At 62.7% G+C, this 21,849-nt stretch carries 19 protein-coding genes, 2 tRNA genes, 1 pseudogene and 1 riboswitch; of the genes and pseudogenes, 6 read left to right on the plus strand and 16 right to left on the minus strand.

Annotation, left to right across the window (positions count from 1 at the left end):
* Nucleotides 1-20: 20 nt before the first annotated feature.
* Together ACTAQJ_RS08990 and ACTAQJ_RS08995 are read left to right on the plus strand one after the other, a co-directional pair.
* Nucleotides 21-1,304, plus strand: a complete 1,284-nt coding sequence (locus ACTAQJ_RS08990) for an alpha/beta hydrolase (protein WP_498701740.1) — start codon at nt 21-23, stop codon at nt 1,302-1,304.
* Between the two features lie 43 nt (nt 1,305-1,347).
* The gene (locus ACTAQJ_RS08995; protein ID WP_431119351.1) at nt 1,348-1,755 is read left to right on the plus strand and encodes a hypothetical protein; all 408 of its coding nucleotides are present in this window, start codon (nt 1,348-1,350) and stop codon (nt 1,753-1,755) included.
* A gap of 46 nt (nt 1,756-1,801) precedes the next feature.
* Here ACTAQJ_RS08995 and ACTAQJ_RS09000 read toward each other — a convergent pair.
* The 14 genes and pseudogenes from ACTAQJ_RS09000 to ACTAQJ_RS09065 all read right to left on the minus strand — a co-directional run bounded on the left by ACTAQJ_RS09000 (nt 1,802) and on the right by ACTAQJ_RS09065 (nt 16,989).
* Nucleotides 1,802-1,874 (minus strand) — tRNA-Asn (locus ACTAQJ_RS09000).
* Between the two features lie 115 nt (nt 1,875-1,989).
* A tRNA-Asn gene (locus ACTAQJ_RS09005) sits at nt 1,990-2,062 on the minus strand.
* 86 nt (nt 2,063-2,148) lie between these two features.
* A complete protein-coding gene (gene dnaG, locus ACTAQJ_RS09010; protein WP_498701741.1) occupies nt 2,149-4,074 on the minus strand; it encodes a DNA primase in 1,926 nt (641 codons plus the stop codon).
* 53 nt (nt 4,075-4,127) lie between these two features.
* A pseudogene (locus ACTAQJ_RS09015) lies at nt 4,128-5,443 on the minus strand (deoxyguanosinetriphosphate triphosphohydrolase).
* 65 nt (nt 5,444-5,508) lie between these two features.
* Nucleotides 5,509-6,690, minus strand: a complete 1,182-nt coding sequence (gene dusB, locus ACTAQJ_RS09020) for a tRNA dihydrouridine synthase DusB (protein WP_431119345.1) — start codon at nt 6,688-6,690, stop codon at nt 5,509-5,511.
* An 84-nt stretch (nt 6,691-6,774) separates the two neighbouring features.
* Nucleotides 6,775-7,386: a response regulator transcription factor gene (locus tag ACTAQJ_RS09025; RefSeq protein WP_498701742.1), complete on the minus strand. Its 612-nt coding sequence runs from the start codon at nt 7,384-7,386 to the stop codon at nt 6,775-6,777.
* Nucleotides 7,383-8,492, minus strand: coding sequence for a sensor histidine kinase (locus ACTAQJ_RS09030; protein WP_498701743.1), 1,110 nt, complete (start codon nt 8,490-8,492; stop codon nt 7,383-7,385). The genes ACTAQJ_RS09025 and ACTAQJ_RS09030 overlap by 4 nt, the downstream gene beginning before the upstream one ends.
* A gap of 29 nt (nt 8,493-8,521) precedes the next feature.
* Nucleotides 8,522-9,298 carry an ABC transporter permease gene (locus tag ACTAQJ_RS09035; RefSeq protein ID WP_498701744.1) on the minus strand — a complete coding sequence of 259 codons (777 nt, stop codon included), beginning with the start codon at nt 9,296-9,298 and terminating at the stop codon, nt 8,522-8,524.
* Complete coding sequence (locus ACTAQJ_RS09040) at nt 9,295-10,233, minus strand: ABC transporter ATP-binding protein (protein WP_498701745.1); 939 nt, start codon at nt 10,231-10,233, stop codon at nt 9,295-9,297. Before ACTAQJ_RS09040 ends, ACTAQJ_RS09035 begins: the two co-directional genes overlap by 4 nt.
* A gap of 111 nt (nt 10,234-10,344) precedes the next feature.
* Complete coding sequence (locus tag ACTAQJ_RS09045) at nt 10,345-11,847, minus strand: YibE/F family protein (protein ID WP_498701746.1); 1,503 nt, start codon at nt 11,845-11,847, stop codon at nt 10,345-10,347.
* 55 nt (nt 11,848-11,902) lie between these two features.
* On the minus strand, nt 11,903-13,276 hold the full coding sequence (locus tag ACTAQJ_RS09050) for an FAD-binding oxidoreductase (protein ID WP_498701747.1): 1,374 nt from the start codon (nt 13,274-13,276) through the stop codon (nt 11,903-11,905).
* A 223-nt stretch (nt 13,277-13,499) separates the two neighbouring features.
* Nucleotides 13,500-14,462: a GNAT family N-acetyltransferase gene (locus ACTAQJ_RS09055; protein WP_498701748.1), complete on the minus strand. Its 963-nt coding sequence runs from the start codon at nt 14,460-14,462 to the stop codon at nt 13,500-13,502.
* Nucleotides 14,463-14,464: 2 nt separating this feature from the next.
* Nucleotides 14,465-15,850 carry a glycine--tRNA ligase gene (locus ACTAQJ_RS09060; RefSeq protein WP_216925355.1) on the minus strand — a complete coding sequence of 462 codons (1,386 nt, stop codon included), beginning with the start codon at nt 15,848-15,850 and terminating at the stop codon, nt 14,465-14,467.
* 134 nt (nt 15,851-15,984) lie between these two features.
* Entirely contained in the window at nt 15,985-16,989 is a 1,005-nt protein-coding gene (locus tag ACTAQJ_RS09065; RefSeq protein WP_498701749.1) for a DMT family transporter, read from the minus strand.
* A 23-nt stretch (nt 16,990-17,012) separates the two neighbouring features.
* On the opposite strand from ACTAQJ_RS09065, the gene ACTAQJ_RS09070 reads away from it, so the two are divergent.
* Nucleotides 17,013-17,240, plus strand: coding sequence for an RNA-binding S4 domain-containing protein (locus tag ACTAQJ_RS09070; RefSeq protein WP_431119331.1), 228 nt, complete (start codon nt 17,013-17,015; stop codon nt 17,238-17,240).
* Between the two features lie 70 nt (nt 17,241-17,310).
* Here ACTAQJ_RS09070 and ACTAQJ_RS09075 read toward each other — a convergent pair whose 3' ends face one another.
* On the minus strand, nt 17,311-17,964 hold the full coding sequence (locus tag ACTAQJ_RS09075; protein ID WP_498701750.1) for an alpha/beta hydrolase: 654 nt from the start codon (nt 17,962-17,964) through the stop codon (nt 17,311-17,313).
* Nucleotides 17,965-18,032: 68 nt separating this feature from the next.
* Here ACTAQJ_RS09075 and ACTAQJ_RS09080 point away from each other — a divergent pair, with 68 nt between their 5' ends.
* The 3 genes from ACTAQJ_RS09080 to ACTAQJ_RS09090 are packed head-to-tail and all read left to right on the plus strand — an operon-like array spanning nt 18,033 to nt 20,442.
* The gene (locus ACTAQJ_RS09080; RefSeq protein WP_498701751.1) at nt 18,033-18,878 is read left to right on the plus strand and encodes an SGNH/GDSL hydrolase family protein; all 846 of its coding nucleotides are present in this window, start codon (nt 18,033-18,035) and stop codon (nt 18,876-18,878) included.
* A gap of 44 nt (nt 18,879-18,922) precedes the next feature.
* On the plus strand, nt 18,923-20,080 hold the full coding sequence (locus ACTAQJ_RS09085; protein WP_498701752.1) for a winged helix DNA-binding domain-containing protein: 1,158 nt from the start codon (nt 18,923-18,925) through the stop codon (nt 20,078-20,080).
* Nucleotides 20,081-20,124: 44 nt separating this feature from the next.
* The gene (locus ACTAQJ_RS09090; protein WP_498701753.1) at nt 20,125-20,442 is read left to right on the plus strand and encodes a hypothetical protein; all 318 of its coding nucleotides are present in this window, start codon (nt 20,125-20,127) and stop codon (nt 20,440-20,442) included.
* Nucleotides 20,443-20,582: 140 nt separating this feature from the next.
* Here ACTAQJ_RS09090 and metX read toward each other — a convergent pair whose 3' ends face one another.
* Nucleotides 20,583-21,704 (minus strand): homoserine O-acetyltransferase MetX, encoded by a 1,122-nt coding sequence (gene metX / locus ACTAQJ_RS09095; RefSeq protein ID WP_477513682.1) that lies wholly within the window; start codon nt 21,702-21,704, stop codon nt 20,583-20,585.
* Nucleotides 21,705-21,718: 14 nt separating this feature from the next.
* Nucleotides 21,719-21,833, minus strand: a riboswitch (SAM riboswitch).
* Nucleotides 21,834-21,849: the final 16 nt, after the last annotated feature.

Here is a 21,849-nt window from a genome sequence, read left to right on the forward strand (position 1 = left end):
GCGCGACAGATGCCGCGGACATGAAGGGCCTCCTGGAAATCGAGATCAGCGGCCCGGTGGTCATGACGATAGCCGTGGTCATCGGCGTCGGGCTTTTCCTGCTGCTGTTCCTCAGGCCGTCTTCGCGCTGGGTCATCACCGCGGTGGTTGGCATTGTGATAACAGCGGCACTGGGCTGGTTTACGGTCTGGATCGTGGAAGATGTCCTGGACGTCTTCCACGTGGGCCTGACCCCTCGCGTGTCGTTCTGGGTGGTCACCGGCTTCGCTGCCCTTGGGCTGGCCGTGGTGAGTTTTCGCCATAGTCCCCGGTGGCGGAAGGTGGTGGCGGCGATATCGATTCCTGTATTCCTCCTGGTCACTGCGCTGGGCGTCAACATGGAGTTCGGGCTCAACAGGACCCTGGGCTCAGCGCTGGGGATTTCCACTGAAGAAGCCATCCAACTGAGCAAGCCGGACCCGGACGCTCCCCTCCCTTCCGGGCCCCTCTGGCAGAACTGGAAACCACCAGCCAACATGCCAACAAAGGGCGAGGTGGGAACGCAGGTCATTCCAGCCACCGCATCGGGTTTCAATGCGCGCCCCGCCGGGATCTACCTGCCGCCTGCAGCCCTGACGGAGAACCCTCCCCGTTTGCCCTTGTTCGTCCTCATGATGGGCCAGCCGGGCCTCCCTGATCCCCAGTACGTTTCGGCCGCGTTGGACGAATTTGCTGCGAAGAACAACGGCTTGGCGCCCATCGCGATCGTGGCCGACCAGATCGGACCGGATCAAGACGACACTCTGTGCCTGGACACAGCCAAGTACGGAAACGTGGAGAAGTACATCAACGTTGACGTCGTGAACTGGGCCAAGGCGAACCTGAACATCCTCCCGGACCGCGACCATTGGACCATCGCCGGATACTCCAACGGCGGGCAGTGCGCCATCTCCTTTGCCCTCAAATACCCGAAGATGTGGGGCAATGTGGTGGACATCTCAGGCGAGGAGTTTCCCGGGGCGGAGGACCCTGCGGGCAACCTGGCAGAGATCTTTGGCGGCAACCAGGCCGCCTATGACGCACAGAAACCCATCAACATCATGAAGGGTAAGCAATTTCCAGACACCACTGCCGTTTTCACCGTGGGCTCGGATGATGTGACCTATGTTGCAGCTGCGAAGGCTGTCTCCGCGGCTGCGAAAGCTTCCGGAATGACGGTTACTTATTACGAAGTGCCAAACGGCGGGCATGTAGGCATCGCATTGAACGCCGGCCTGACCAAGGGCTTCGAGGTGCTGTATCCCAGACTTGGTCTGTCCGGCTAGGCGGGGCCTGTTGCCGGCCCGTCCCCGGCGATAAAGTTGAGATGTGCCACATTGGCAAGAGCTGCAGCCGCTTCCGGCACCTTGGCAGCGTCGGGATGAACGCATCCTGCCGCTCTGGTGGGACCGTCTGTGCTCTGTGACCAGTCCCCAGTCTGCGGCACTGTATGCTGCCGGCCTTTTCACGGATGATCGCCGCCGGCCCATCGCCCAGTGGTACAACCCCGAAGCCGACGCCGCGTTGCTGGTTGCCCCGGAGACCTCACCTGAGTGGCCGGTCCAGCGGTTTGGAATCTTCTATGCGCCCCCGGGCGGAGGTTTCAGCCGCGTCTACTCCGCACCCCACGAATGGCATCCGCGTGAACCCCGGACACCCCCGACCGAACAGGAAGCCTTCCTGGCAGCCGTGGCCGAAGCCGCACGGTTCCTCCAGGTGGAGATGGATTTCGTGTAAAAAAGTGGACCCCGCACCAGTACGAAACCGATGCGGGGTCCTTGCGCTCCTCCGACTGGACTTGAACCAGTAACCCTTCGATTAACAGTCGAATGCTCTGCCAATTGAGCTACGGAGGAATGAAGCGGTTATGACTTTAGCAAAGGTTTTATGCGAATGCGAATCGGCCGGAGATACCCCCTGGGGGTATAAAAATACCCCCGTTCCGAGACTCCGGAACGGGGGTATTGTGCGCTCCTCCGACTGGACTTGAACCAGTAACCCTTCGATTAACAGTCGAATGCTCTGCCAATTGAGCTACGGAGGAATGAAGCGGTTACTAGCTTAACAGGGCCCCGCCGGAAAACGAAATCGAGCATCCAGGCCGCTTCTGACAGCCCTCGGCAGGGACCGTCAGGAGTCTGAACGCAGGGCTCGACGCTGCATTTCCAACATCATCAGTTCCCGGTTCAGGCGCTGGAATTCCTCGGGAAATGCAGTTGCGTCAAGGCGCTGCAGCTGGCCCATCTTGTCCGCTTTAATGCGGGTGATCTGCAGTTCGAAAAGCCTCGCCAAAATGTCCCGGCAATAGCGTTGCATGGCCTCCGGGGTACTGGCCGGCAAAGGAGTTACCGCCAACTCAGAAACCAAGGGCCGAAGAGGCTCCGGGACTTCCTGCCGGATGTGCTCCACCCATGCCACGGGATCAGCCGCGTGGGCCAGTCCTGTGGCACGCACGGCTGCGTGCACCGCCGCATAGGCAGGAGTAGCAAAATGGGACGCCTCAAAGCGTTCCCATGCCCCGTCGCCCAGGACTGAGGGCTCCTGGAGGACCACTTCCAGTGCTTGGCGCTCCATCCCTGCCACGGGGTCCCGCGGGTCGGGACGGTTGAAGACCTGACCGCTCGACGCCTGACCGTTCGACGATGCTGCCGTCGTCGTCGATTGCCCCACAGCGCCGGACTGAGCAGCGCCAGATGAAGCAGCGCCGGATGAAGCAGCGCCGGATGCCGCGCGCTTGGCTGCCGCCCCAACGTAGCGGCTGACTTCCTCAATAGGCATGCCCAACCAGCCAGCGAGTTCGCGGATGTAGGCGGGACGTATGGCGGAGTCGCGGATTTGTGCCACAACGGGCGCCGCTTCCCGCAGCGCTGCGACGCGACCTTCTACCGTGTCCAGGTTGTGCCTGCGGAGCGAGGCCCGGATGGCGAACTCGAAGAGCGGCTTCCTGCTGTCGATGAGTTCACGTACTGCGGCATCGCCCTTGAGTTGACGAAGATCACAGGGATCAGCGCCAGTGGGTTCTACCGCGACGTACGTTTGCGCGACGAATCGTTGGTCTTCCTCGAAGGCGCGGAGGGCGGCCTTCTGGCCGGCGGCGTCTCCGTCGAAGGTGAAAACCACTTCTCCCCCGGTGCCGTCGTCCGAAAGCAGGCGCCGGGCGATCTTGATGTGTTCGGTGCCGAACGCCGTGCCGCAGGTGGCCACCGCCGTCGTGATTCCTGCCAGGTGACAGGCCATGACGTCGGTGTACCCCTCAACCACCACCAGCTGCCGGTCCTTGGCGATGTTGCGCTTTGCGATGTCGATCCCGTAGAGGACCTGGGACTTTTTGTAGAGAGTGGTTTCAGGAGTGTTCAGGTACTTTGGACCCTGATCATCCTCGTAGAGCTTCCGGGCGCCGAAGCCGATGGTGTCACCGGCGATATCCCGGATGGGCCAAATGAGCCTGCCACGGAAGCGATCGTAGATGCCCCGGTTTCCTTCGGAAAACATGCCCGTCAGCTTGAGTTCAGCATCTGTAAGTCCACGGCCGCGCAGGTGCTTAAGGAGCGAGTCCCAGCCCTGCGGCGCATAGCCCACACCGAAGTGCTCGGCCGCCGCGCGGTCAAAGCCCCTGCCATCGAGGAAGTTACGGCCCTCGGCGGCTCCGGGCGTCAGCAGCTGGGCGCGGAAGAACTCGTCGGCGATCTTATGGGCATCCAGGAGTCGCTGGCGCTTGCCCACTTCTTCGCGGCTCGGACCGGTGCCGCCGTCCTCATAACGCAGCTCGTAGCCGATCCTGGCGGCCAGCTTTTCCACTGCCTCGTGGAAGGAGCTATGGTCCATTTTCTGGACGAAGGAGATGGCATCCCCGTCTTCGCCGCAGCCGAAACAGTGATATCTGCCCACTTGGGGGCGGACAGTGAAGGATGGTGAGCGTTCGTCATGGAAGGGGCACAGGCCCTTGAAGCTGCCCAGGCCGGCACTCTTCAGGGTGACGTAACCGTCAACGACTTCCTTGATATCCGTGCGCTGGCGTACTTCGTCGATATCTTCACGTTTGATCAAGCCAGCCACGTGACCATCCTAGCCGCTCCAGCTTGGCGTCCCTGGCTGCCAGGGTGCCGGTGCTACCAGAGTGACGGCAGGCTCCCCACCAGGCGCTCGTACATGGCCAGGGCTGAACCATCCGTCAGCGACGCCACCTGGTCAATGACTACCCTCAGCCGCGCACCGTCGTCGGCAGCGTCACGCCAGTCAGCAGCGAACATCGGCTCGAGGTGGCGGTCGCCCGTGGCGTTAAGGACGCCCACCAAGGCGTGCAGGACTTCGCGCTGGCGTTCGTAGACGGGCTGGCGGTGATCCGTGGAAATGACGAACGTGGTGGCCAGGCCCTTCAGGACCGCGATTTCGGTCACGGTGTCCTCCGGGACCATCAGCTCGGCGCCATAGCGGGTCAGGTTTGCGGGGCCAAAATGGTCACGCGTGGTTTCCATGGCGCTCTGGCAGAACCGGCCGATGAGCTGGCTGGTCATATCCTTCAGCGCTGCCATGGACTTTCGGCTGCCATCGGCCTCGCGGACCCACACAGTGGTGGCCTCAAGCCTGGCAAGGGCAGCATCAATGTCAGCAGGATCGTTGTGTGGGAGGTACCACTGCTTGGTGTAGCCCACGACGCGGGCGCGGTGGTCCGGATTTTCCATCCACTTCAGTTGGAAGTGGCCGGCAACAATTGCGTCCTCGACGTCATGGACCGAATAGGAAATATCGTCCGCGAGGTCCATCACCTGGGCCTCGATGCAGGAGCGGTTACCGGGAGCGCCCTCACGCAGCCATTCGAACACGGGAAGATCGTCCTCATAGGCGCCGAACTTGCTGGTGCGGTGGCCATGGATAACGGGGGCGTCGACGGCGGACCACGGGTACTTGGACGCAGCATCCAGGCTGGCGCGGGTCAGGTTGAGCCCGGCGGGCCTGCCATCCTCGGCAAGGACTTTCGGTTCCAGGCGCGTCAACAACCTCAGTGTCTGCGCGTTGCCTTCGAAGCCTCCAATGGTGTGTGCCACCTCATTCAGGGCGGACTCACCGTTATGGCCGAACGGTGGGTGGCCCAGGTCATGGCTAAGGCAGGCAGTATCCACGACGTCCGGGTCGCAGCCCAGCGAACGGCCGAGTTCACGGCCTACCTGCGCAACCTCCAGGCTGTGCGTCAGACGGGTGCGAACGAAATCGTCCGTATCCGGGGCAACAACCTGCGTTTTTGCCCCAGCCGTCGCAGGGCGGAGGAATGCAGGACCCGTGCCCGGTCGCGTTCAAAATCGGAGCGGTACGTAGTCTTTCGCGGCTCTTCCACCCACCGCGCAGAATCCGCTTCGGTGTAGCCCGGAATTGCCAGCACGTAGTCGTGCGGCGTTCCAGTGCGGCCCAGCATCGCTTCGGTTCCCATGGGTATCTGCCTCCTTCAAGCGCCGTTGTAATGGTGCCTCTTGAGCCAGTCTTACACGTGTGAAGCTAGCCGCCTGACACGTCCAGCTCTGCTGCGGAGATTTCGGCACTCTGTTCCGCGTTCAGCTGACGGCTCACGAGCCAATCCTTGGGCAGCGCTGGCTTCTTCGGTGATCCGGCACGGCCGCGCGGACCCTCGGAATCGATGCCCGGATACGGCAAATCCATGTCCAGCTCTTCAAGGAGTCCGCGCAGGACCTCAAGGGTGGGAACCGTGGCCAGCTTGGCGCGAAGCTCCCCGCCAACTACGTAACCCTTGAAGTACCAAGCCATGTGCTTTCGGATTTCCCGCAGTGCCTTGTACTCATCGTTGCCGAAGGTCTCCACCATGAGCTCTGCGTGACGGTAGACGCCTTCGGCGACCTCCCGCAGGCCCGGACGGTGCCGCTGGTCGCTGCCTTCGAACGCCGCCTGCAGATCGCCGAACAGCCACGGACGGCCCTGGCAACCACGGCCTACCACTACGCCGTCCACACCGGTTTCCCGGACCATACGGACAGCGTCCTCTGCGGACCAAATGTCACCGTTTCCCAGCACCGGAATGTCAGGCAACGCCTCACGAAGGCGGGCGATGGCGGACCAGTCAGCCTGCCCGGAATAGAACTGGGCGGCGGTGCGGCCGTGAAGGGCGACGGCGGCCACTCCCGCATCGCGGGCGATCCGACCGGCGTCGAGGTACGTCAGGTGGTCCTCGTCAATGCCCTTGCGCATCTTGATGGTCAGCGGGATGCCCCCCTTGGAGGCTTCCTTGACGGCAGTTTGCACGATCGACGTGAACAGATCGATCTTCCAGGGCAGCGCGGAACCGCCGCCGCGGCGGGTGACCTTGGGCACCGGGCAGCCGAAGTTGAGGTCGATGTGGTCTGCGCGGTCTTCCTCGACGAGCATGCGGACTGCCGCGCCGACCGTTACGGGGTCAACACCGTAGAGCTGCACGGAACGCACTTTCTCGTCCTCATCGTGCGAGATGATGCGCAACGATTCCGGAGTCCGTTCCACCAGCGCACGCGAGGTAACCATCTCGGCCACGTACAGGCCACCACCGTATTCACGGCAGAGCCTGCGGAAGGCTGAGTTGGTGATGCCCGCCATGGGGGCAAGGATCACGGGAGTGTCCACGGTGATCCCACCGAGCTGCAAAGGCGGAAGCTCAAGCTTTGGGGCAGGGGGCGTTGCTACTACAGTCACCCATCCATTGTTGCAAATCAGGGCAAATCGACTATCGAGAGACTTTTGGGCATGGCGCGTTCCGGCGGCTGTTCCGGAAATTGCCTACAGGAGCCAGCCGTTATCGGCTGCGATTCGTACGGCCTCGGCTCGTGTCCTTCCGCCGGTCTTGGCCATCGCCGCAGAGAGGTAGTTACGCACGGTCCCTTCGGAAAGGACTGCTGCTTTGGCAATGTCCGCCACAGTCCCACCGGCAGCGGCAGCCCTCAGCACTTCCGTCTCGCGCAGAGTCAGCGGGCTGTCGCCGGATGTCAAGGATTCTGCAGCCAGTGCCGGATCCACCACGCGAAGCCCACGGTGAACGCGACGCACGGCCTCGGCGAGCTGCCGCGCCGGCGTGTCTTTGACGACGAAGCCGGATGCCCCGGCCTGCATGGCTCGTTTGAGGTAGCCGGGCCGACCAAAGGTGGTAACCATCAGCACCCGGCACAAGGGCGCCGCCCGGCGGACGGCAGCGGCTGCGCTGATTCCGTCCAGTCCCGGCATCTCGACGTCCAGCATTGCGACGTCTGCGGAATACTCCACGACCGCATCGGCGACTCCTGTCCCATCGCCCAGTTCCGCAACCACCTCGATGTCCGGCTCCAATCCCAGCAAGGCCACCAGGGCACCACGCACCAGTGCTTGATCGTCTGCGATCACCAATCGGATGCTCATACGTCAACTGCCAATCTGAAACCTCCAAGTTCGCTGGGGCCGATGCTGGCGCTTCCGCCTGCCATGGCCGCCCTCTCCCGTATTCCGGCCAGTCCGCTGCCGGGGCGCGCTTCGGGACCCGGCCCCACGCCGTCGTCCTCCACCAGGACGCCGGAGGCTGTCAGCATGACCCGACAATGCGTCGCACGGGAATGCCGCACTACGTTGGTGATGCCTTCCCTCAGTACCCAGCCGAAGAGCTCGCGATGCCGGGCTGGAACTTGCTCAACAGTCGACGGCAACTCGGCCTCGATACCTGCCGATTCCAGTGCAGTCCTGGCGGTTGCGAGTTCGGCGAGGACATTGACGCCACGATATCCGGCCACGGTGGCACGGACGTCAGCCAGCGCGCCGCGGGCGAGGTCCTGCACTTCCGTGATCTCCGCCGCCGCCCTGTCCAAGGAAGGCCCGGTAGCTCCTTCCATCAACCGGCCTGCCAGTTCAGCCTTGACGGCGATCACTGTCAGGGAGTGTCCCAGGATGTCATGCATGTCCCGGGCAACCCGGCTCCTCTCGGCAGCAACCGCCGCATCCGCCAATTCGCTTTGCGCCGCACGCAACTGGGATGTTTGCCGGATCATACGTGCAAAGGAAGACATCATGAGACCCAACGACAAGATGAGTGCGGGCTGGAAGAAGGCCTGCCCGGGTGTCCCTGTGGACAGCCCGGTACCCAAGGAGACTGCGGCAAGCGCCATGATCAAGGCGAAGTCGACGCGGGGCGGCAACACGGTCATGGCAATCGCGCACGCGAGGAAGGGCCACGTCCAGAGTGCCTCCGGGCCGACCAGGAAAATCACCAGGCCGTTCAGCGCCAACAGAATGCTGACGCACACCAGACCGGTCGCGCTGCCCCGGCGTCGGCTGTACATGGGAAGAATGGCATAGGCGGCGAAGAAGGCGATCAACGATGTGGAGGCTGCAAGTTTCCAGGGAAGCGGTTCGTCGACGGACCACACCAGGTTCCACGTGGGCCAAGCCCAGAGAAGAATGGAAAATCCGGCGCCTACATACCACCGGCCGGGTCCTCTCCCAAGGAACGTTCCGCCGGACTTCTCGGAGCTCATGACTCCCACCCTAGTCAAAGTGGACAGGATCAGACGCGCTTGGTGTCGCGGCGAAATGCCAGCGCGGCTCCGCCAACGAAAATCGCCAGCCAGATCACGACGTTAACGATCCACATGGCGTCGAACTGTCCAGTGATGGGGCTCCGGGCCAACTGCCCGATCCCATATGCCGGGGTGAACTTGGCGATGGCACCAAAGGTCTCGCCCATGATCTCGATCGGCATAAAGAGCCCGCCAAGCATGGCCAGGATAGCCAGCGCCGGGCCAAGGATCTGCATCACATTCTGGCTTGGCATGAGATACCCCACGAACAAGCCCAGGGCGGCGAAGACCAAGGAACCCAGCCAGGCAACCAATCCAGCTGTCACCCACGTCTGAACGTCCATGGTGACCCCGGCCAAAGCGCCTATGACGAATTGGGCGATCACGGCGACGAGCGACAACGTCAGGGCTGCCGCAGCTTTGACAGCAATATAGGCACCGGGAAGCAAAGGAGTAAGCCGGAGCTGCCTGCTCCACCCTTGCGCACGTTCCACCGCCACCTGACTGCCGGCTCCGGTGGCCGCGGTCATGGCTGCGTACACCGTCAGACTGATCAGGATGTACTGACCATAGCTGTGGCCGTTGGGCAACTGCTGGTTCTTGTTGGACAGGCCGAAGATGAAGAAGAAGATCGCGGGCATGACGACTGTGAAGATGACTGTCCTGCGGTTGCGGAGCATCCGCTTAATCTCGATCCACAGGAACGTCCGGTTGATACCGCCCGCGGAGGGCTTGCGGTCCTGCATTGCCGTTGCCGTACTCATGCCCGGTCTCCTTCGAGTGCGGGTTCAGTGGTTTCTGATTCTGCTCCATCCCCTGTGAGCGCCACGAAGGCCTCCTCAAGGTTGTTGGCCACGACTTCCAGATCGTGTGCTGCAGTGCTGTTCAGCAGGTAGCGGACTACCGAGTCTGAGTCCGCCGTGCGTACGGTGAGCTTTCCGGCGTCGTAGTCCACGCTGTCCGCTGATGGGAGTCCCGCCAGAAGATGCCGGTCAGTGGCTGGCAAGGAAGCCTTGACCGTGCGGCCGGAGGCAAGGTTCTTGATCTGGGCCGCTGTGCCATCGGCAACTACCTCGCCCTGACGGACCAAGACGATCCGATCCGCGTAAGCGTCCGCTTCCTCAAGGTAGTGGGTGGCGAAAATTACTGTGCGGCCGCGCGAGGCGTCCGCCCTGATGGCGGCCCAGAAGTCGCGTCGGCCAGCGACGTCCATGCCAGTGGTCGGTTCGTCCAGGATCAGCAGGCCGGGATCAGAAACCAGGGCCATCGCAAAGCGCAGGCGCTGCTGCTGGCCGCCCGAGCATTTCTCCACCTTGCGGTTGGCGATATCCAGGATGCCGGCACGGGTCAGTGCCTCTTCCACTGGTCGCGACGAGTCAAACATTGCGGCCGTTAGCTGCACCGTTTCCCGGACAGTAATATCCCGCAGCAACCCGCCGGTCTGCATGACCGCTGCCACTTGGCCCCGCGCAATGGCGCCGCGTGGCGAGTGGCCGAAAATCGAAACCTCACCTTGGTCGGGGGTGCTAAGACCGAGGATCATGTCGATGGTGGTGGTCTTGCCTGCACCATTGGGCCCAAGGAAGGCCACAACTTCGCCTTGTTGCACGGTCAGATCCAAGCCACGAACCGCGCGGACCTCCCCGAAGCTCTTGTGCAATCCGACGGCGTGGACTGCCGGCACTCCCGTGATTCCCATGGTTCTCCCTGGTTGGCGGTCTTGTTCCACCATCCATTCAAGCCGGGATTGCCCACCCGGACCCGTGGAGGCTGTCACCGGTCCAAGATGACAAATGTCATTGCCCTGCCGTCACATGGAGCCGCGCGCACCGTCATCGTCGCCGCGGCGCTCCGCCTCACGCTGGGCACGGCGACTCCCCGGGCGGGCAGGCTTGCCGACCACGCGGGAAGACCGGCCGCCGTCGAGCGTTTCGACCCGGCCAGAACCCACGACGGCGGCCGCGGCTGCGAGCGTACCGGTATCGTCAACGTCGTCCGGATTCACGGACAGAGCGGGCTCCGGGACCGCCCCCTTCACGCCCGTGGCCTTGACCACCAGGACGGCAATCAGCGTCGTAACCGGGATGGCGAGCACCAGCCCGATGGAGCCGACCAGCGTCCGGATGACTTCTTCGGATAGTTCCGCACTGGTCAGGGCCTCGGCAAGTGGGCGGTCGTAAAGCATCACGATGATGAGGATCGGAAGGGCGGCACCGGCGTAAGCGAAGGCAATGGTGTAAACGGTGGAGGCGATGTGGTCCCGGCCAATCCGCATCGCCGAGGAGAACAGCTTCCGGGCACTGGTGTTCGGGGCCAGTTCGTAAAGTTCCCACACAGCAGAGGATTGGGTAATGGTGACGTCGTTGAGGACGCCGAGGCCTGAGATGATCAGTCCGCACAGGATGATGCCGGAGATCGAAATCTTGTCCGACATATTTATCAGCGTGGCAGCGTCATGGTCACCGACGCCTGCAAGGTTGGCAGCATCCGTGGCCCACGCCGCCAACAGCGCTGTAATGCCCAACCCGAAGATGGTTCCCAGCAGGGCCGTGGACGTCCTCGCCGAGAAGCCGTGGGCGAAGTACAGGACCCCGATCATGATCACCGTGGAACCCACCAAAGCCAGCATGAGTGGCGGCTTCCCCTCCACGAGCCCCGGCAGGATGAAGCTGACCAGCACGGCATAGGCGCCAACCAGGCCAAGGAGCGCCCGGAAGCCACGCCAGCGCGCCACAGCGATCACTACCACCGCGTAGAGCACGGCCAGCAGGGCAATTGGCAGGCTCCGCACGAAATCCACAAAAACGTACGACGGCGAGCCGTTGCCTTGCGATGCGCCCTGGACACCGGAAAGGTTCAGATAGCGGATCGAGTCCCCCACATCCACCCCATGGGATTTGGCGACGTCGGGGTTGATCACTACTTTGACGGCTTCCCCGCCCTTATCGGGCTGGGTGAAGGCGAAAGTGCAGTCGGATCCGCCGGACTGGCCCGTTTGACCGGTGTCCGTCTGGCCAGTATCCGTTTGTCCTTGCGTGGATTGTCCGGTTTGTGTGCAACTTTCCTGCACCACGCTCTGGATCTTTCCTGTATCAAACGTCACCCCCGGGGCAGCCTGGTAGGGACTCGCAAAGGAGATTCCGTCCCGACTGCCCGAGGGCCACATGACCATCATGGCGATGACAGTGAGCACTCCAAGGGGAACCAGCACCGCAGCCAGGAGCCAGTTGGCGCGCTTCCGGGACGCAACGGCCTGCGGGGTTGGCTCGGAACTTTCAGAATGACCGTGACCGTGGGAGTGTCCGTGACCCATCAGCTGCAAAACCTCATGGCTTCAAGCCTAGCCGGGTCACATGCAAAGCCTTCCCTCAGGCGGGCTTGATGTTCTGGTTCACATGGAAAAGGTTGCCGGGATCGTACTTGCTCTTGACCTGCACCAGACGATCCCAGTTGGGGCCGTAATTGTCAGTGACGCGGTTCTGGTCTTCGGTGTCCATGAAGTTGATGTACCCGCCCAGCGCCGAGTGCGGTGCAAGAGCCGCCGCATACCCTCGCGCCCAGGCGATGTTGGCTTCGTTGTCCGTGGGCTCCATCCATTGCGCGGCAATGACCGGCGCGAACTTCATGTCCCGATGCGCAAAGGCAGTGTCGTGGACGCCAACGCGTGAGACGGCGCCATCGATCGGGTAAATATGGACGGCCGTATTGACGCTGGTGACCGTCGCGCCGTGCTCAGCGTGAGCTTGGATGGCGCCATCACTGAGTTCGGGGAGGAAGTTCGCCTTCCAGTAGCCCTGCATTCCTTTCTGGTTCAGGGCGTCGAAGGCAACGTTCAGGGCTGGGTAAGGCATAGGAGCTACCAGTGAGCCGGCAACAGGAGCGGCGTCCAGGAAGGGCTGCCAGCGTGCTTCGCCTTCTCCCATGTCCCCTGTCCACATCCCTACCACCACACAGACAGGCTTGCCGTGCCACTCTTCGGGAAGGAACGGGACTGGCGGGCCTTGGTGAAATCCCAGGAACGCGCCAAACTCTTCCGGGGCGTTCGCGATGTAATCACGGTAGAACCGGGCAACGGTGTCCGTATGTTCTGCGCCATAGAGAATGACTCCGGCATGGACCATATCAACGGGATGGAGTTTGAACTCGAACGAGGTCACCACGCCAAAGTTGCCGCCACCGCCCCGGAGCGCCCAGAACAGGTCCTCGTTTTGGTCTTCGCTGGCAACCAGGAACTTTCCATCCGCCGTGACCACATCGGCTGAAACGAGGTTGTCGCAGGAGAGACCGTACTTGCGGGCCAGGTAACCTATCCCGCCGCCCAGGGTTAGCCCGGCCACTCCCGTGGAACCGACGATCCCGCCTGTGGTGGCCAGTCCGAAGGCATGGGTTGCGTGGTTGAAGTCAGCCCATGTGGTTCCGCCTTCGGCCCGCGCAGTGGCGGTCTCCGGGTCCACCCTGACCCCTGTTCGGTTGACGAAGTCCAGCACCAGTGCGTCATCCTCTGTTCCAAATCCAGGGGCGCTGTGTCCGCCGCCCCGGATTGCCAGGGGCATGGAATTCTCTCGTGCGAAGTTCACTCCCGCGATCACATCCGCCACCTGGGCCACCCTGACGATGCCCGCAGGACGTTTGTCGACCATGGCGTTAAAGACTGCCCGTGCCGAATCGTAGTCAGGGTCTTCGGGAGTGATGAGCTGTCCGCGCAGCTGATCCCGCAGCCCGTCCAAGGCCGTTCCGTTCATTATTGTTACCGCCGATTCAAAGGAGACCGGAGCTGTTCCACAGACGCCGCTTCCCTCCGAGTGTGCCGGCGCGTGGCTTACGTCGCCTTCCTACTCCTGCGCCATGGGCGCGTCAAGACTTTTCCAGCATGAATCCGAACTGAGCTTAAAGCCAGGATCCCGCCCTGCCCATCGGCGATGGGCAAAGCGGGATCCGGACACGCAGACACCTGGTCAGTCGCTGTCAGTCGCTCACGATCAGTGTGTCAGCGCCACGAACGTGGGCCTTGCCCGACTCCAGCAAGGGTGCCAGGACGCTGCGCAGTGCCGTCATGGATTCGTCCACTTCCAACAACACAGGGTGCTGGTAGGCAATGAGCGCCAGGAGGTCCCGTACGGCAGCCTCTGCGTCGTCGGCGGACAGCTTCGGATCGTGACCCAGGAAGACATCCGAAGGCTCCTCGGAGTTGCCTTGGGCGTAGCTGATGGCGAACGCCTGGATCTTGCCTTTTCGGCTGGCCGGCACTCCCCCACCAAAGGCGCTTGCCTTCGGTGCACGAAGCACAATGGCCCCGTGCGCCCCGGTGAGATCGTGCAGGAAGAGCCGCTGCACCGTAGGAATGCTGAGCTCACCTGGGCTGTCCCAGTGATGGACGGCTGAGTAGTAGCTGCCCACCACTTCGCTGAGTTCCACGGATCCGGTGGCGAGGTCCTCGACGCGCTCCGACGCAGCTTCCTCGGAACCGTCGCCGAACCGCGGGAGCTTCAGCGGCTCAGGATCCACCACTACCAACTGGGAACGCTGGATGGGTCCAAGACCTGCAGCCTCGGCGAAAGCGGCCCCCGGCGTGCCCGGCTCAACTTTGCTGCGAAGCTTGGAAACGCCCGACGGCGAGTTCCCGGCTTCGCGGCGCAGCATGGTCAGCAGTGTGGTCCCAACGCCGTTCCGGCGATGGTCCTTGGCAACCTCGATATAAGCCCAGAGACGTTCCGGATGCAGGGACGCTTCATGGACCACGCCGGCGGCAACGGGGATGCGAACGCCGTCAACGACGTCCTCGGCAACGATGCAGCGGCGCCAAGGCTGGTTGCTCGAAGGCGCCAAAGCAGCACGGAACTGTTCTGCGGGCAGCGTCTCCGGGCCGCCCCAGATTTCCAGGAGGGCGAGGTCGTCGCCTTCCTTCCACTCGCGGTATTCCAAAGCCACGGTTAGGCGCCGATCAGTCGTGCTGCCAGGTAAGCCTCAACCTTGTCCAGGGACACGCGTTCCTGGCTCATGGTGTCGCGCTCACGTATGGTCACGGCCTGGTCTTCGAGGGTATCGAAGTCCACGGTGATGCAGAACGGGGTACCGATCTCGTCCTGGCGACGGTAACGGCGGCCGATGGCGCCGGCGTCGTCGAAGTCGATGTTCCAGTTCTTGCGCAGCTGGGTGCCCAGCGCCTTTGCCTTCGGGGACAGGTCCTCGTTGCGGCTCAGCGGCAGGACTGCTGCCTTGACCGGGGCCAGCCGCGGATCCAGCTTCAGGACCGTGCGGACGTCGACGCCGCCCTTGGCGTTGGGTGCCTCGTCTTCGGTGTAGGCGTCGATCAGGAAGGCCATAAAGGAACGGGTCAAACCGGCGGCGGGCTCGATCACGTACGGGGTGTAGCGCTCGTTGGTGGCCTGGTTGAAGTAGCTCAGGTCCGTACCGGAAGCCTTGGCGTGGGTGGAGAGGTCGAAGTCCGTGCGGTTCGCGATGCCCTCGAGCTCGCCCCACTCGGAGCCTTGGAAACCGAAGCGGTACTCGATGTCCGTGGTGCCCTTGGAGTAGTGGCTCAGCTTCTCAAGCGGGTGCTCGAAGAAGCGGAGGTTTTCTTCGCGGATGCCCAGGCTGGTGTACCAGGACATACGCTCCTTCATCCAGTACTGGTGCCATTCCTCATCCGTGCCGGGCTCGACGAAGAATTCCATCTCCATCTGTTCGAACTCGCGGGTGCGGAAGATGAAGTTGCCTGGCGTGATCTCGTTGCGGAAGGACTTGCCGATCTGGCCGATGCCGAACGGCGGCTTCTTCCGGGACGTGGTGAGGACGTTGTTGAAGTTCACGAAGATGCCCTGGGCCGTTTCCGGGCGCAGGTAGTGCATGCCTTCGTCGTTGGCCACCGGGCCAAGGAAGGTCTTCAGGAGGCCGGAGAACTCCTGCGGCTCAGTCCACTGGCCACGGGTGCCACAGTTGGCGCAGGCAATGTCCTTCAGGCCGTTCTCGGCGGGACGGCCCTTCTTTTCCTCGTACTCTTCCTCGAGGTGGTCAGCGCGGTAGCGCTTGTGGCAGGAGAGGCATTCCACCAGGGGGTCCGAGAACACCTCTACGTGGCCGGAGGCTTCCCAGACCTGGCGGGGAAGGATGACTGAGGAGTCCAGGCCGACGACGTCTTCGCGGCCGCGGACCATGCTCTGCCACCACTGGCGCTTGATGTTTTCCTTCAGTTCCGCACCAAGGGGCCCGTAATCCCACGCGGAACGGGAGCCACCATAGATTTCACCGGCCTGGAAGACAAAGCCCCTCCGCTTGGAGAGGGAAATGACCTGGTCAAGGACGGATTTTGCTGCCATGGGTACTCCATTTGTTCTACAGGGCCGCTGGGTGCGGTCCGCGGTGGTTGCCCCGGATCCCGGACGAGGTTGTCCGGCGGGGTGGGCTGGGGATGGTGCGGATAATAACTGTGCAGAAAGCTGCGTGTCCTAGCCTACCGGCCTTTGCCCGGGACCTTTCGTACGAATGCTCCCCTGGGCCAGGGCAGTGTGGCCACGATGATCGCGGCGAGCGTCAGCACCGTACCCAACACCGTGGGCAAGGCGACCACCGCACCGGGACTCGGGATCACGACGTCGAGCACTAAAGAACCCACCAACTGGCCGGCAATCATGCCCAGACCGGTGACCAGCACGCCAAGGCTTCGGACCAAGAGCGCCGCAAGCCCAATGAAAAGGCAGCCCATGGGGCCACCCAGGTAGAACCACCATTCACCCGGAAGCGGGTTGCCCGCGCCTGCCACGGAAAGCTTGATCAGCCAGGCAATCCAGAGGATAACGGCACCGGCAATGAAGTTGACCAGCGTGGCGGCAACAGGCGTGCCGTAGTGAACGGTGGCGGTTCCGTTCATGGCTTGCTGGAAACTCATGAGAAACCCTGCCGCCAGAGGCAACAGGACGGGCAACAACAGCGAGGCGATGTCGGTATTGCCCCCGAACCGAGGGGAAACAGCCCAGGCAACGGCGGCCACCGTCAGCACGCTGCCCAGGATCCGCACTCCCGTGATGGACCGTTTGCCGCCGGGACCTATGCCCATGCGGTCCACCAGGAGGCCGCTCAGTGTTTGCCCCGTGACCGCTGCAACGGTGAACAAGGCCACACCCAGCAGGCCAATGGTGAAGGACTGGGCAAAGACGAAGAGAGCGCCGATTCCGCCGGCCATGACGTAGAAGCGGGGAAAGCTCCGGTCCCGGACAGCCGGGACGATGCGGCGAAGGCCCGCCCTGCCTTTTGGCGTGGCAAGGGAAATGACCGCAATGAGCACCAGGCCTGTGGTGAAGCTCACCACGGCGGCGGCGATGCCATCGTTCAACCGGGCGCCGAGCGCCCCGTTAATCCTTCCTTGAAGCGGAATGACCAGGCCAGTTGCTACCGCAACAGGGAGGCCAACGGCGAGCGGAAGGGTTGAACGGAGCGAAGACTGCGGCACTGACCCCACACTACTTCAGGCATCATTGCTCTATGAGCAACCCGGAAATCGAAGAGATCCCCATCCGCGACGACATGATCCGCCTCGGCCAGCTGCTGAAGCTCGCCAACCTCGTGGAGGACGGCGTTGAAGCAACGGAGCTCATCAAGAACGGCTTGGTCAAGGTCAACGACGAAATCGAAGACCGCCGCGGCCGCCAACTCCACGCCGGAGATACCGTTACCGTCAACGGCCAGACCGTCCGGATCGCCACCGCCTGAAGCAACGCGGGGTCACTTATGGCCCATTGGAAGCCGCAACATGGGCCATAGGTGACCCCGCGTTGCTTTTCTAGGCGACGGAAAGAACTTTGTGGGTCAGGAATTCCCCCACGTGGCCGATTTCCTGCTGGTTGATACCGTGCCACATGCCTGTGTAGAGCACCTTGGTGAGGTCCACGTGCTTGCGCACCCATCCCATGGTGTATTCGATCTTGTCCGGGGTAATGACGGGGTCCTGCTGGTCGCGGCCCCAGAACATCGGCAAGGCGCCGTCCAGTTCGGCATCGCGGAAGGCGAGGTCGTCACCTGCGTCCACCACAAAACCCGAAAGCCCGACGACGGCAGCGAAGTCCGCGGGACGGTAGCGGAGCATGGTGGTCGCCATGGCCATGCCCATGGAGAAGCCCAGCAGCGTCACTGAAGAATGATTGGCTTTGACAGTGTCCAACCATTCAAGGGCATACTCAGCGGCAAGCTTTACTGCTTCAAGGGAATATTCGATTGACGCCGTGAGCGGGAACCAGGTGAAGCCGGGGCCCATGGGCATGGGCGCGCGCAAGGAAGCCACCACAAATCCCTCCGGAAGCAGGCCGGCAAGGCTGAAGAGATCGTCCTCGTTGGAGCCATAGCCATGCAGCAGCACCAGAAGCGGCTTGCCCTCCCGCTCGGCTTCGTCATGGGACCACAGGACAACGGGCGCGGGGAATGCAACGGCTTCAGTCATGGGTCTATTCTTGCAGTTACTGATGGGTAACAACCTACGGTGGCGTAGGTTTGCAGGTTCAAGGCAGGATGGAAAGCGTGAGTGACGTCAATTCATTGGTGAAGCCGGGCGATCCGGTTCAAACACACCCTTGGAGCCGTTACGTGGCACTGGGGGATTCGTTCACGGAGGGCATCGGTGATCCCGAGCCCCAGAACCCCGGCGGCTTCCGCGGATGGGCTGACCGTGTAGCGGAAGAACTAGGCCGCGGTCATGAGGATTTCGCTTACGCCAACCTTGCTATCCGTGGGCGCTTGCTGCAGCAGATCGTGGATGAACAAGTTGGTCCTTGCTTGGAACTCCAGCCGGACCTTGTCTCAATTTCCGCTGGCGGCAACGACCTCATCCGGCCCGGTGGCGACCCGGACGTGTTGGCGGAGAAGCTGGACGCTGCAGTTCAGGAACTGGGCTCCGGTGGTGCCACTGTGGTGTTGTTCAACGGGCCGGACACTGCATCCTCGGTGTTGGGCCGCATCCGTGGCAAGGTGGCCATTTACAACGAGAACCTCAGGACTGTCGCTGCACGGCACGACGCAATCATCGCGGACATGTGGTCCCTGAGGCAGTTGGCCGATCCCAGGATGTGGGACGAAGACCGCCTGCACTTCTCACCGCTGGGACACCACACCATCGCGATGATGGTCCTGGAAGCGCTGAACGTCCAGCACACCCTCGAACCCTTGGTGCCCAAGCCCCTGCCGGTCCGCACCTGGCGTGAGGCCCGTTCCTCGGATCTGGTATGGGCCCGTGAGTACTTTGTTCCCTGGGTTATCCGCAGGCTGCGGCATCGATCCTCCGGCGACGGCATTACCGCCAAACGCCCGACGGCGGGACCGGTCTTCGGTCCCAACGGCACCATGCTGCCGCGCGGCTAACGTGAGGATCGCTTGCAGGACTGACGCCCGGAAAGAACTCCGCGATGCACGCTGACATTTCACTCGCGCCGGACGAGGTTGTGCAATCCAGGCTTCGGCGTCAGCAGTTGCGGGCTCCGTACGGCGAAGGCGTTGATGACGTGCTGCGCAACCTCCTCGCGGTGCAGTCGCAGGAATTTCCCTATGCGAGGTGGACCCTTGCCCAGCGAACACCCGGTACCACTGCCGATGAGGTGGAGCAGGCGGTGGCTGACGGCAGGATCCTCCGGACGCATATCCTGCGGCCGACGTGGCATTTTGTGCATCGTGAGGACCTCGGCTGGTTGATGGGGTTGTCTGCGGATCGCCTTCATCAAGGCAACAAAGGCATGTACAGGCAGACTGGAGTTGATGAGCACGCCGCCGCCCGCAGCGGGCACATCCTTGCCGAAGCTGTGGCCGGTGGAGCCCACAAAACACGCGAAGAATTAGCCGGGGTCCTGGAACAGGCAGGGCTCCCCGGCAAAGGCCTTGGCTTCGTTTACCACCTCATGCACGCGGAGATCAGCAAAATTCTGGTGAGCGGCGCCCCGGTCCGTTCGGCAGGAGGTGCACTCAAACAGACATACGCCTTGTTCGAGGATCGAGTGCCCGCTACGGGCGCCACGTCCTTAATCGGGGACGACCGCGAGTGGGCTTTGGGCCAACTGGCCTTGCGGTACTTCACCAGCCGCGGACCTGCCACTATCAAGGACTGTGCCGCGTGGTCCGGACTGACCATGAAAGATGTACGGCTTGGCTTACAGATAGCTGAAGAGGCCGCTCCCGGCGCCTTGGAGCCTGTGGCGATTGAGGGCCTGGACTTCTACTTGCCAGCAGAGGACCTCGAAGCACTTGCTGCGACTCCGCCGCCAGCTGATGATGGGCCGCTGCTCCCCCGCGTCGATCTCATCCAGTGCTACGACGAGTACGTGATGGGCTATTCCCAGTCGAGGCACTACCTCGGTGGAAGGGCACCCTATTTCCCGGAGGGCGATGCTCCCATTCACGTGGTGTTGCTGGATGGCAGGTTGGCCGGGTGGTGGCGCCATGGCTTCTCCGGTGGGCTCTGCGAACTCGACGTCAGAATGAACCGGCCCGTCACAACAGCCGAACAACAGGCTTTGGAGGCAGAGGTGGAACGCTATGGGAGGTTCCTGGGCATGAAGGCAAAGCTGGTGTGAAACGGCGGGGCTAAGCTGGGTTTAAGACCTAGGAGGCCTGCACCGTGAACAATCTGATCTTCTGGATCATCGTCTGCTCGTGGCTGATTCCCATGGGAATCCGCCTATACAACAGGTCCCGGGCGCGGCGGCTCCAGGACCGTAATTTCCAGGACCGTAGCTTCCCGGGTCAGAACTACCCTGGCCAGAACTATCCGGGCCCCGGCTCCCCCGCAGAATCTTCCGGGACCGGGTTACCCGCAGCAGAGCTACCCGGGCTATCCCGGGGAGCCCGCCACCGTCCGCCCTGCCGATGCGCAACCGCCGGCAGGGCCGCCGTCGAACGCTTCTTCACCTACTTTCCCCAGCAACAGCGGCTCTGAGCAGCAAGGCTTCCGCGCGCGAAAACTGGCCGAACTGGACCTCAAGTTCAGCAACGGCGAGATCGCCATGGAGGACTACATGAAGCAGCGCGGCGAGATCATGAACGGCTGAGCCGGCCTAGTCGAAGAAAGCCGGGCCGTTAGGCGAAGAAGGCCTGATGCAGTTGGGCTGACAGTTGCCCGATTTCGGTGAGGAAGCCATCGTGCCCGATGGGGGCCTCGATCACGTGGACGGGAACGTCGCCAGGCAGATTTTGTGCCAGTTCCAATGACTGGGCCGGGAAATAGAGGCGGTCGGAGTCGACGGCTGCTACAAAGAATTCAGCAGTGGCGCTGGCCAAGGCTTCCTGCAAGGTGCCTCGGCCACGGCTGATGTCGTGGGACATGAGTGCCTCAGTGATGGCGATGTAGCTGTTGGCATCGAACCGGCGCACCAGCTTGGTGCCTTGGTGGTCGAGGTAGCTTTCCACCTGGTAGCGGCCACGCTCCCCCAGGACCGGAGCAGCCAGGGGCGTCTCTTGGTGCTGGGCTTCCCGGCCGAAGCGGAAATCAAGCTCCAGCGCTGATCGGTACGTGATGTGGGCTATCCGTCGGGCCAGGGCAAGGCCCGCCTCAGGAGTTGGTCCACCGTAGTAATCGCCGTTGTTGAAGTTCGGGTCCTGGCGGATGGCGAGTGTCTGCGACTGGGCGAAAGCGATTTGCTCGGCTGTGCTGTAGGCGCCGACAGAAATAACCGCGCACCGCTGGACACGCTCAGGGAAGGTCACCGCCCACTCAAGTGCCCGCGCCCCACCCATCGAACCGCCAAGGACGGCGTGCCATGACTTGATCCCCAACGCGTCGGCGAGGCGGGCTTCAGCCACCGTGCTGTCGCGCAAAGTGATCAGGGGGAAGCGGGATCCCCAGGGCCGCCCGTCCGGCGCCTGGGACGATGGGCCCGTGCTGCCGTAACAGCCGCCCACAATGTTGATGGAGATAACGAAGAACCGGTTGGTGTCGATCGTCGCGCCTGGGCCAACGAGTTGCTCCCACCAGCCTTCCTCATCAGTAGCACCGCGGGCCACATGCGTGCTGCCCGTCAGAGCGTGCTGAACGAGGACTGCGTTGGACGCATCCGCGTTCAACTGCCCCCAGGTTTCGTAAGCCAGCACAACGTCAGGGAGAAAACCGCCGGCTTCAAGTTCCAGCGAACCTACGCCGGCGTACTTGACCGTCCCGTCTTCTTTGCCCGGTTTTGGGGGTGCTGTAGCAGTAATGGTCATTCCTTTGACACCTAACCTCGCGCTTGCCTGCCGCCTTGCGTGCGACAGGCCAGGTCCTCACCCGGGGCACCCCACCGCGGAGGAGGGTTGCCGGCCAGCAAGCCGGGGCTGTCGCTGGCACTCATGACCTAATACGTAGAGTCTA

It is taken from the genome of Arthrobacter sp. alpha11c, assembly GCF_054149985.1.

What these genes read in the sequence shown, in the direction of transcription:
- ACTAQJ_RS08990 (WP_498701740.1), top strand. Translation starts at nt 21, where the DNA reads ATGAAGGGCCTCCTGGAAATCGAGATCAGCGGCCCGGTGGTCATGACG.
- ACTAQJ_RS09030 (WP_498701743.1), bottom strand. Translation starts at nt 8,492, where the DNA reads ATGAGCTCCGAGAAGTCCGGCGGAACGTTCCTTGGGAGAGGACCCGGC.
- ACTAQJ_RS09045 (WP_498701746.1), bottom strand. Translation starts at nt 11,847, where the DNA reads ATGGGTCACGGACACTCCCACGGTCACGGTCATTCTGAAAGTTCCGAG.
- ACTAQJ_RS09070 (WP_431119331.1), top strand. Translation starts at nt 17,013, where the DNA reads ATGAGCAACCCGGAAATCGAAGAGATCCCCATCCGCGACGACATGATC.
- ACTAQJ_RS09035 (WP_498701744.1), bottom strand. Translation starts at nt 9,298, where the DNA reads ATGAGTACGGCAACGGCAATGCAGGACCGCAAGCCCTCCGCGGGCGGT.
- ACTAQJ_RS09080 (WP_498701751.1), top strand. Translation starts at nt 18,033, where the DNA reads ATGGAAAGCGTGAGTGACGTCAATTCATTGGTGAAGCCGGGCGATCCG.
- ACTAQJ_RS09060 (WP_216925355.1), bottom strand. Translation starts at nt 15,850, where the DNA reads ATGGCAGCAAAATCCGTCCTTGACCAGGTCATTTCCCTCTCCAAGCGG.
- ACTAQJ_RS09025 (WP_498701742.1), bottom strand. Translation starts at nt 7,386, where the DNA reads ATGAGCATCCGATTGGTGATCGCAGACGATCAAGCACTGGTGCGTGGT.
- ACTAQJ_RS09050 (WP_498701747.1), bottom strand. Translation starts at nt 13,276, where the DNA reads ATGAACGGAACGGCCTTGGACGGGCTGCGGGATCAGCTGCGCGGACAG.
- ACTAQJ_RS09085 (WP_498701752.1), top strand. Translation starts at nt 18,923, where the DNA reads ATGCACGCTGACATTTCACTCGCGCCGGACGAGGTTGTGCAATCCAGG.
- metX (WP_477513682.1), bottom strand. Translation starts at nt 21,704, where the DNA reads ATGACCATTACTGCTACAGCACCCCCAAAACCGGGCAAAGAAGACGGG.
- ACTAQJ_RS09040 (WP_498701745.1), bottom strand. Translation starts at nt 10,233, where the DNA reads ATGGGAATCACGGGAGTGCCGGCAGTCCACGCCGTCGGATTGCACAAG.
- ACTAQJ_RS09075 (WP_498701750.1), bottom strand. Translation starts at nt 17,964, where the DNA reads ATGACTGAAGCCGTTGCATTCCCCGCGCCCGTTGTCCTGTGGTCCCAT.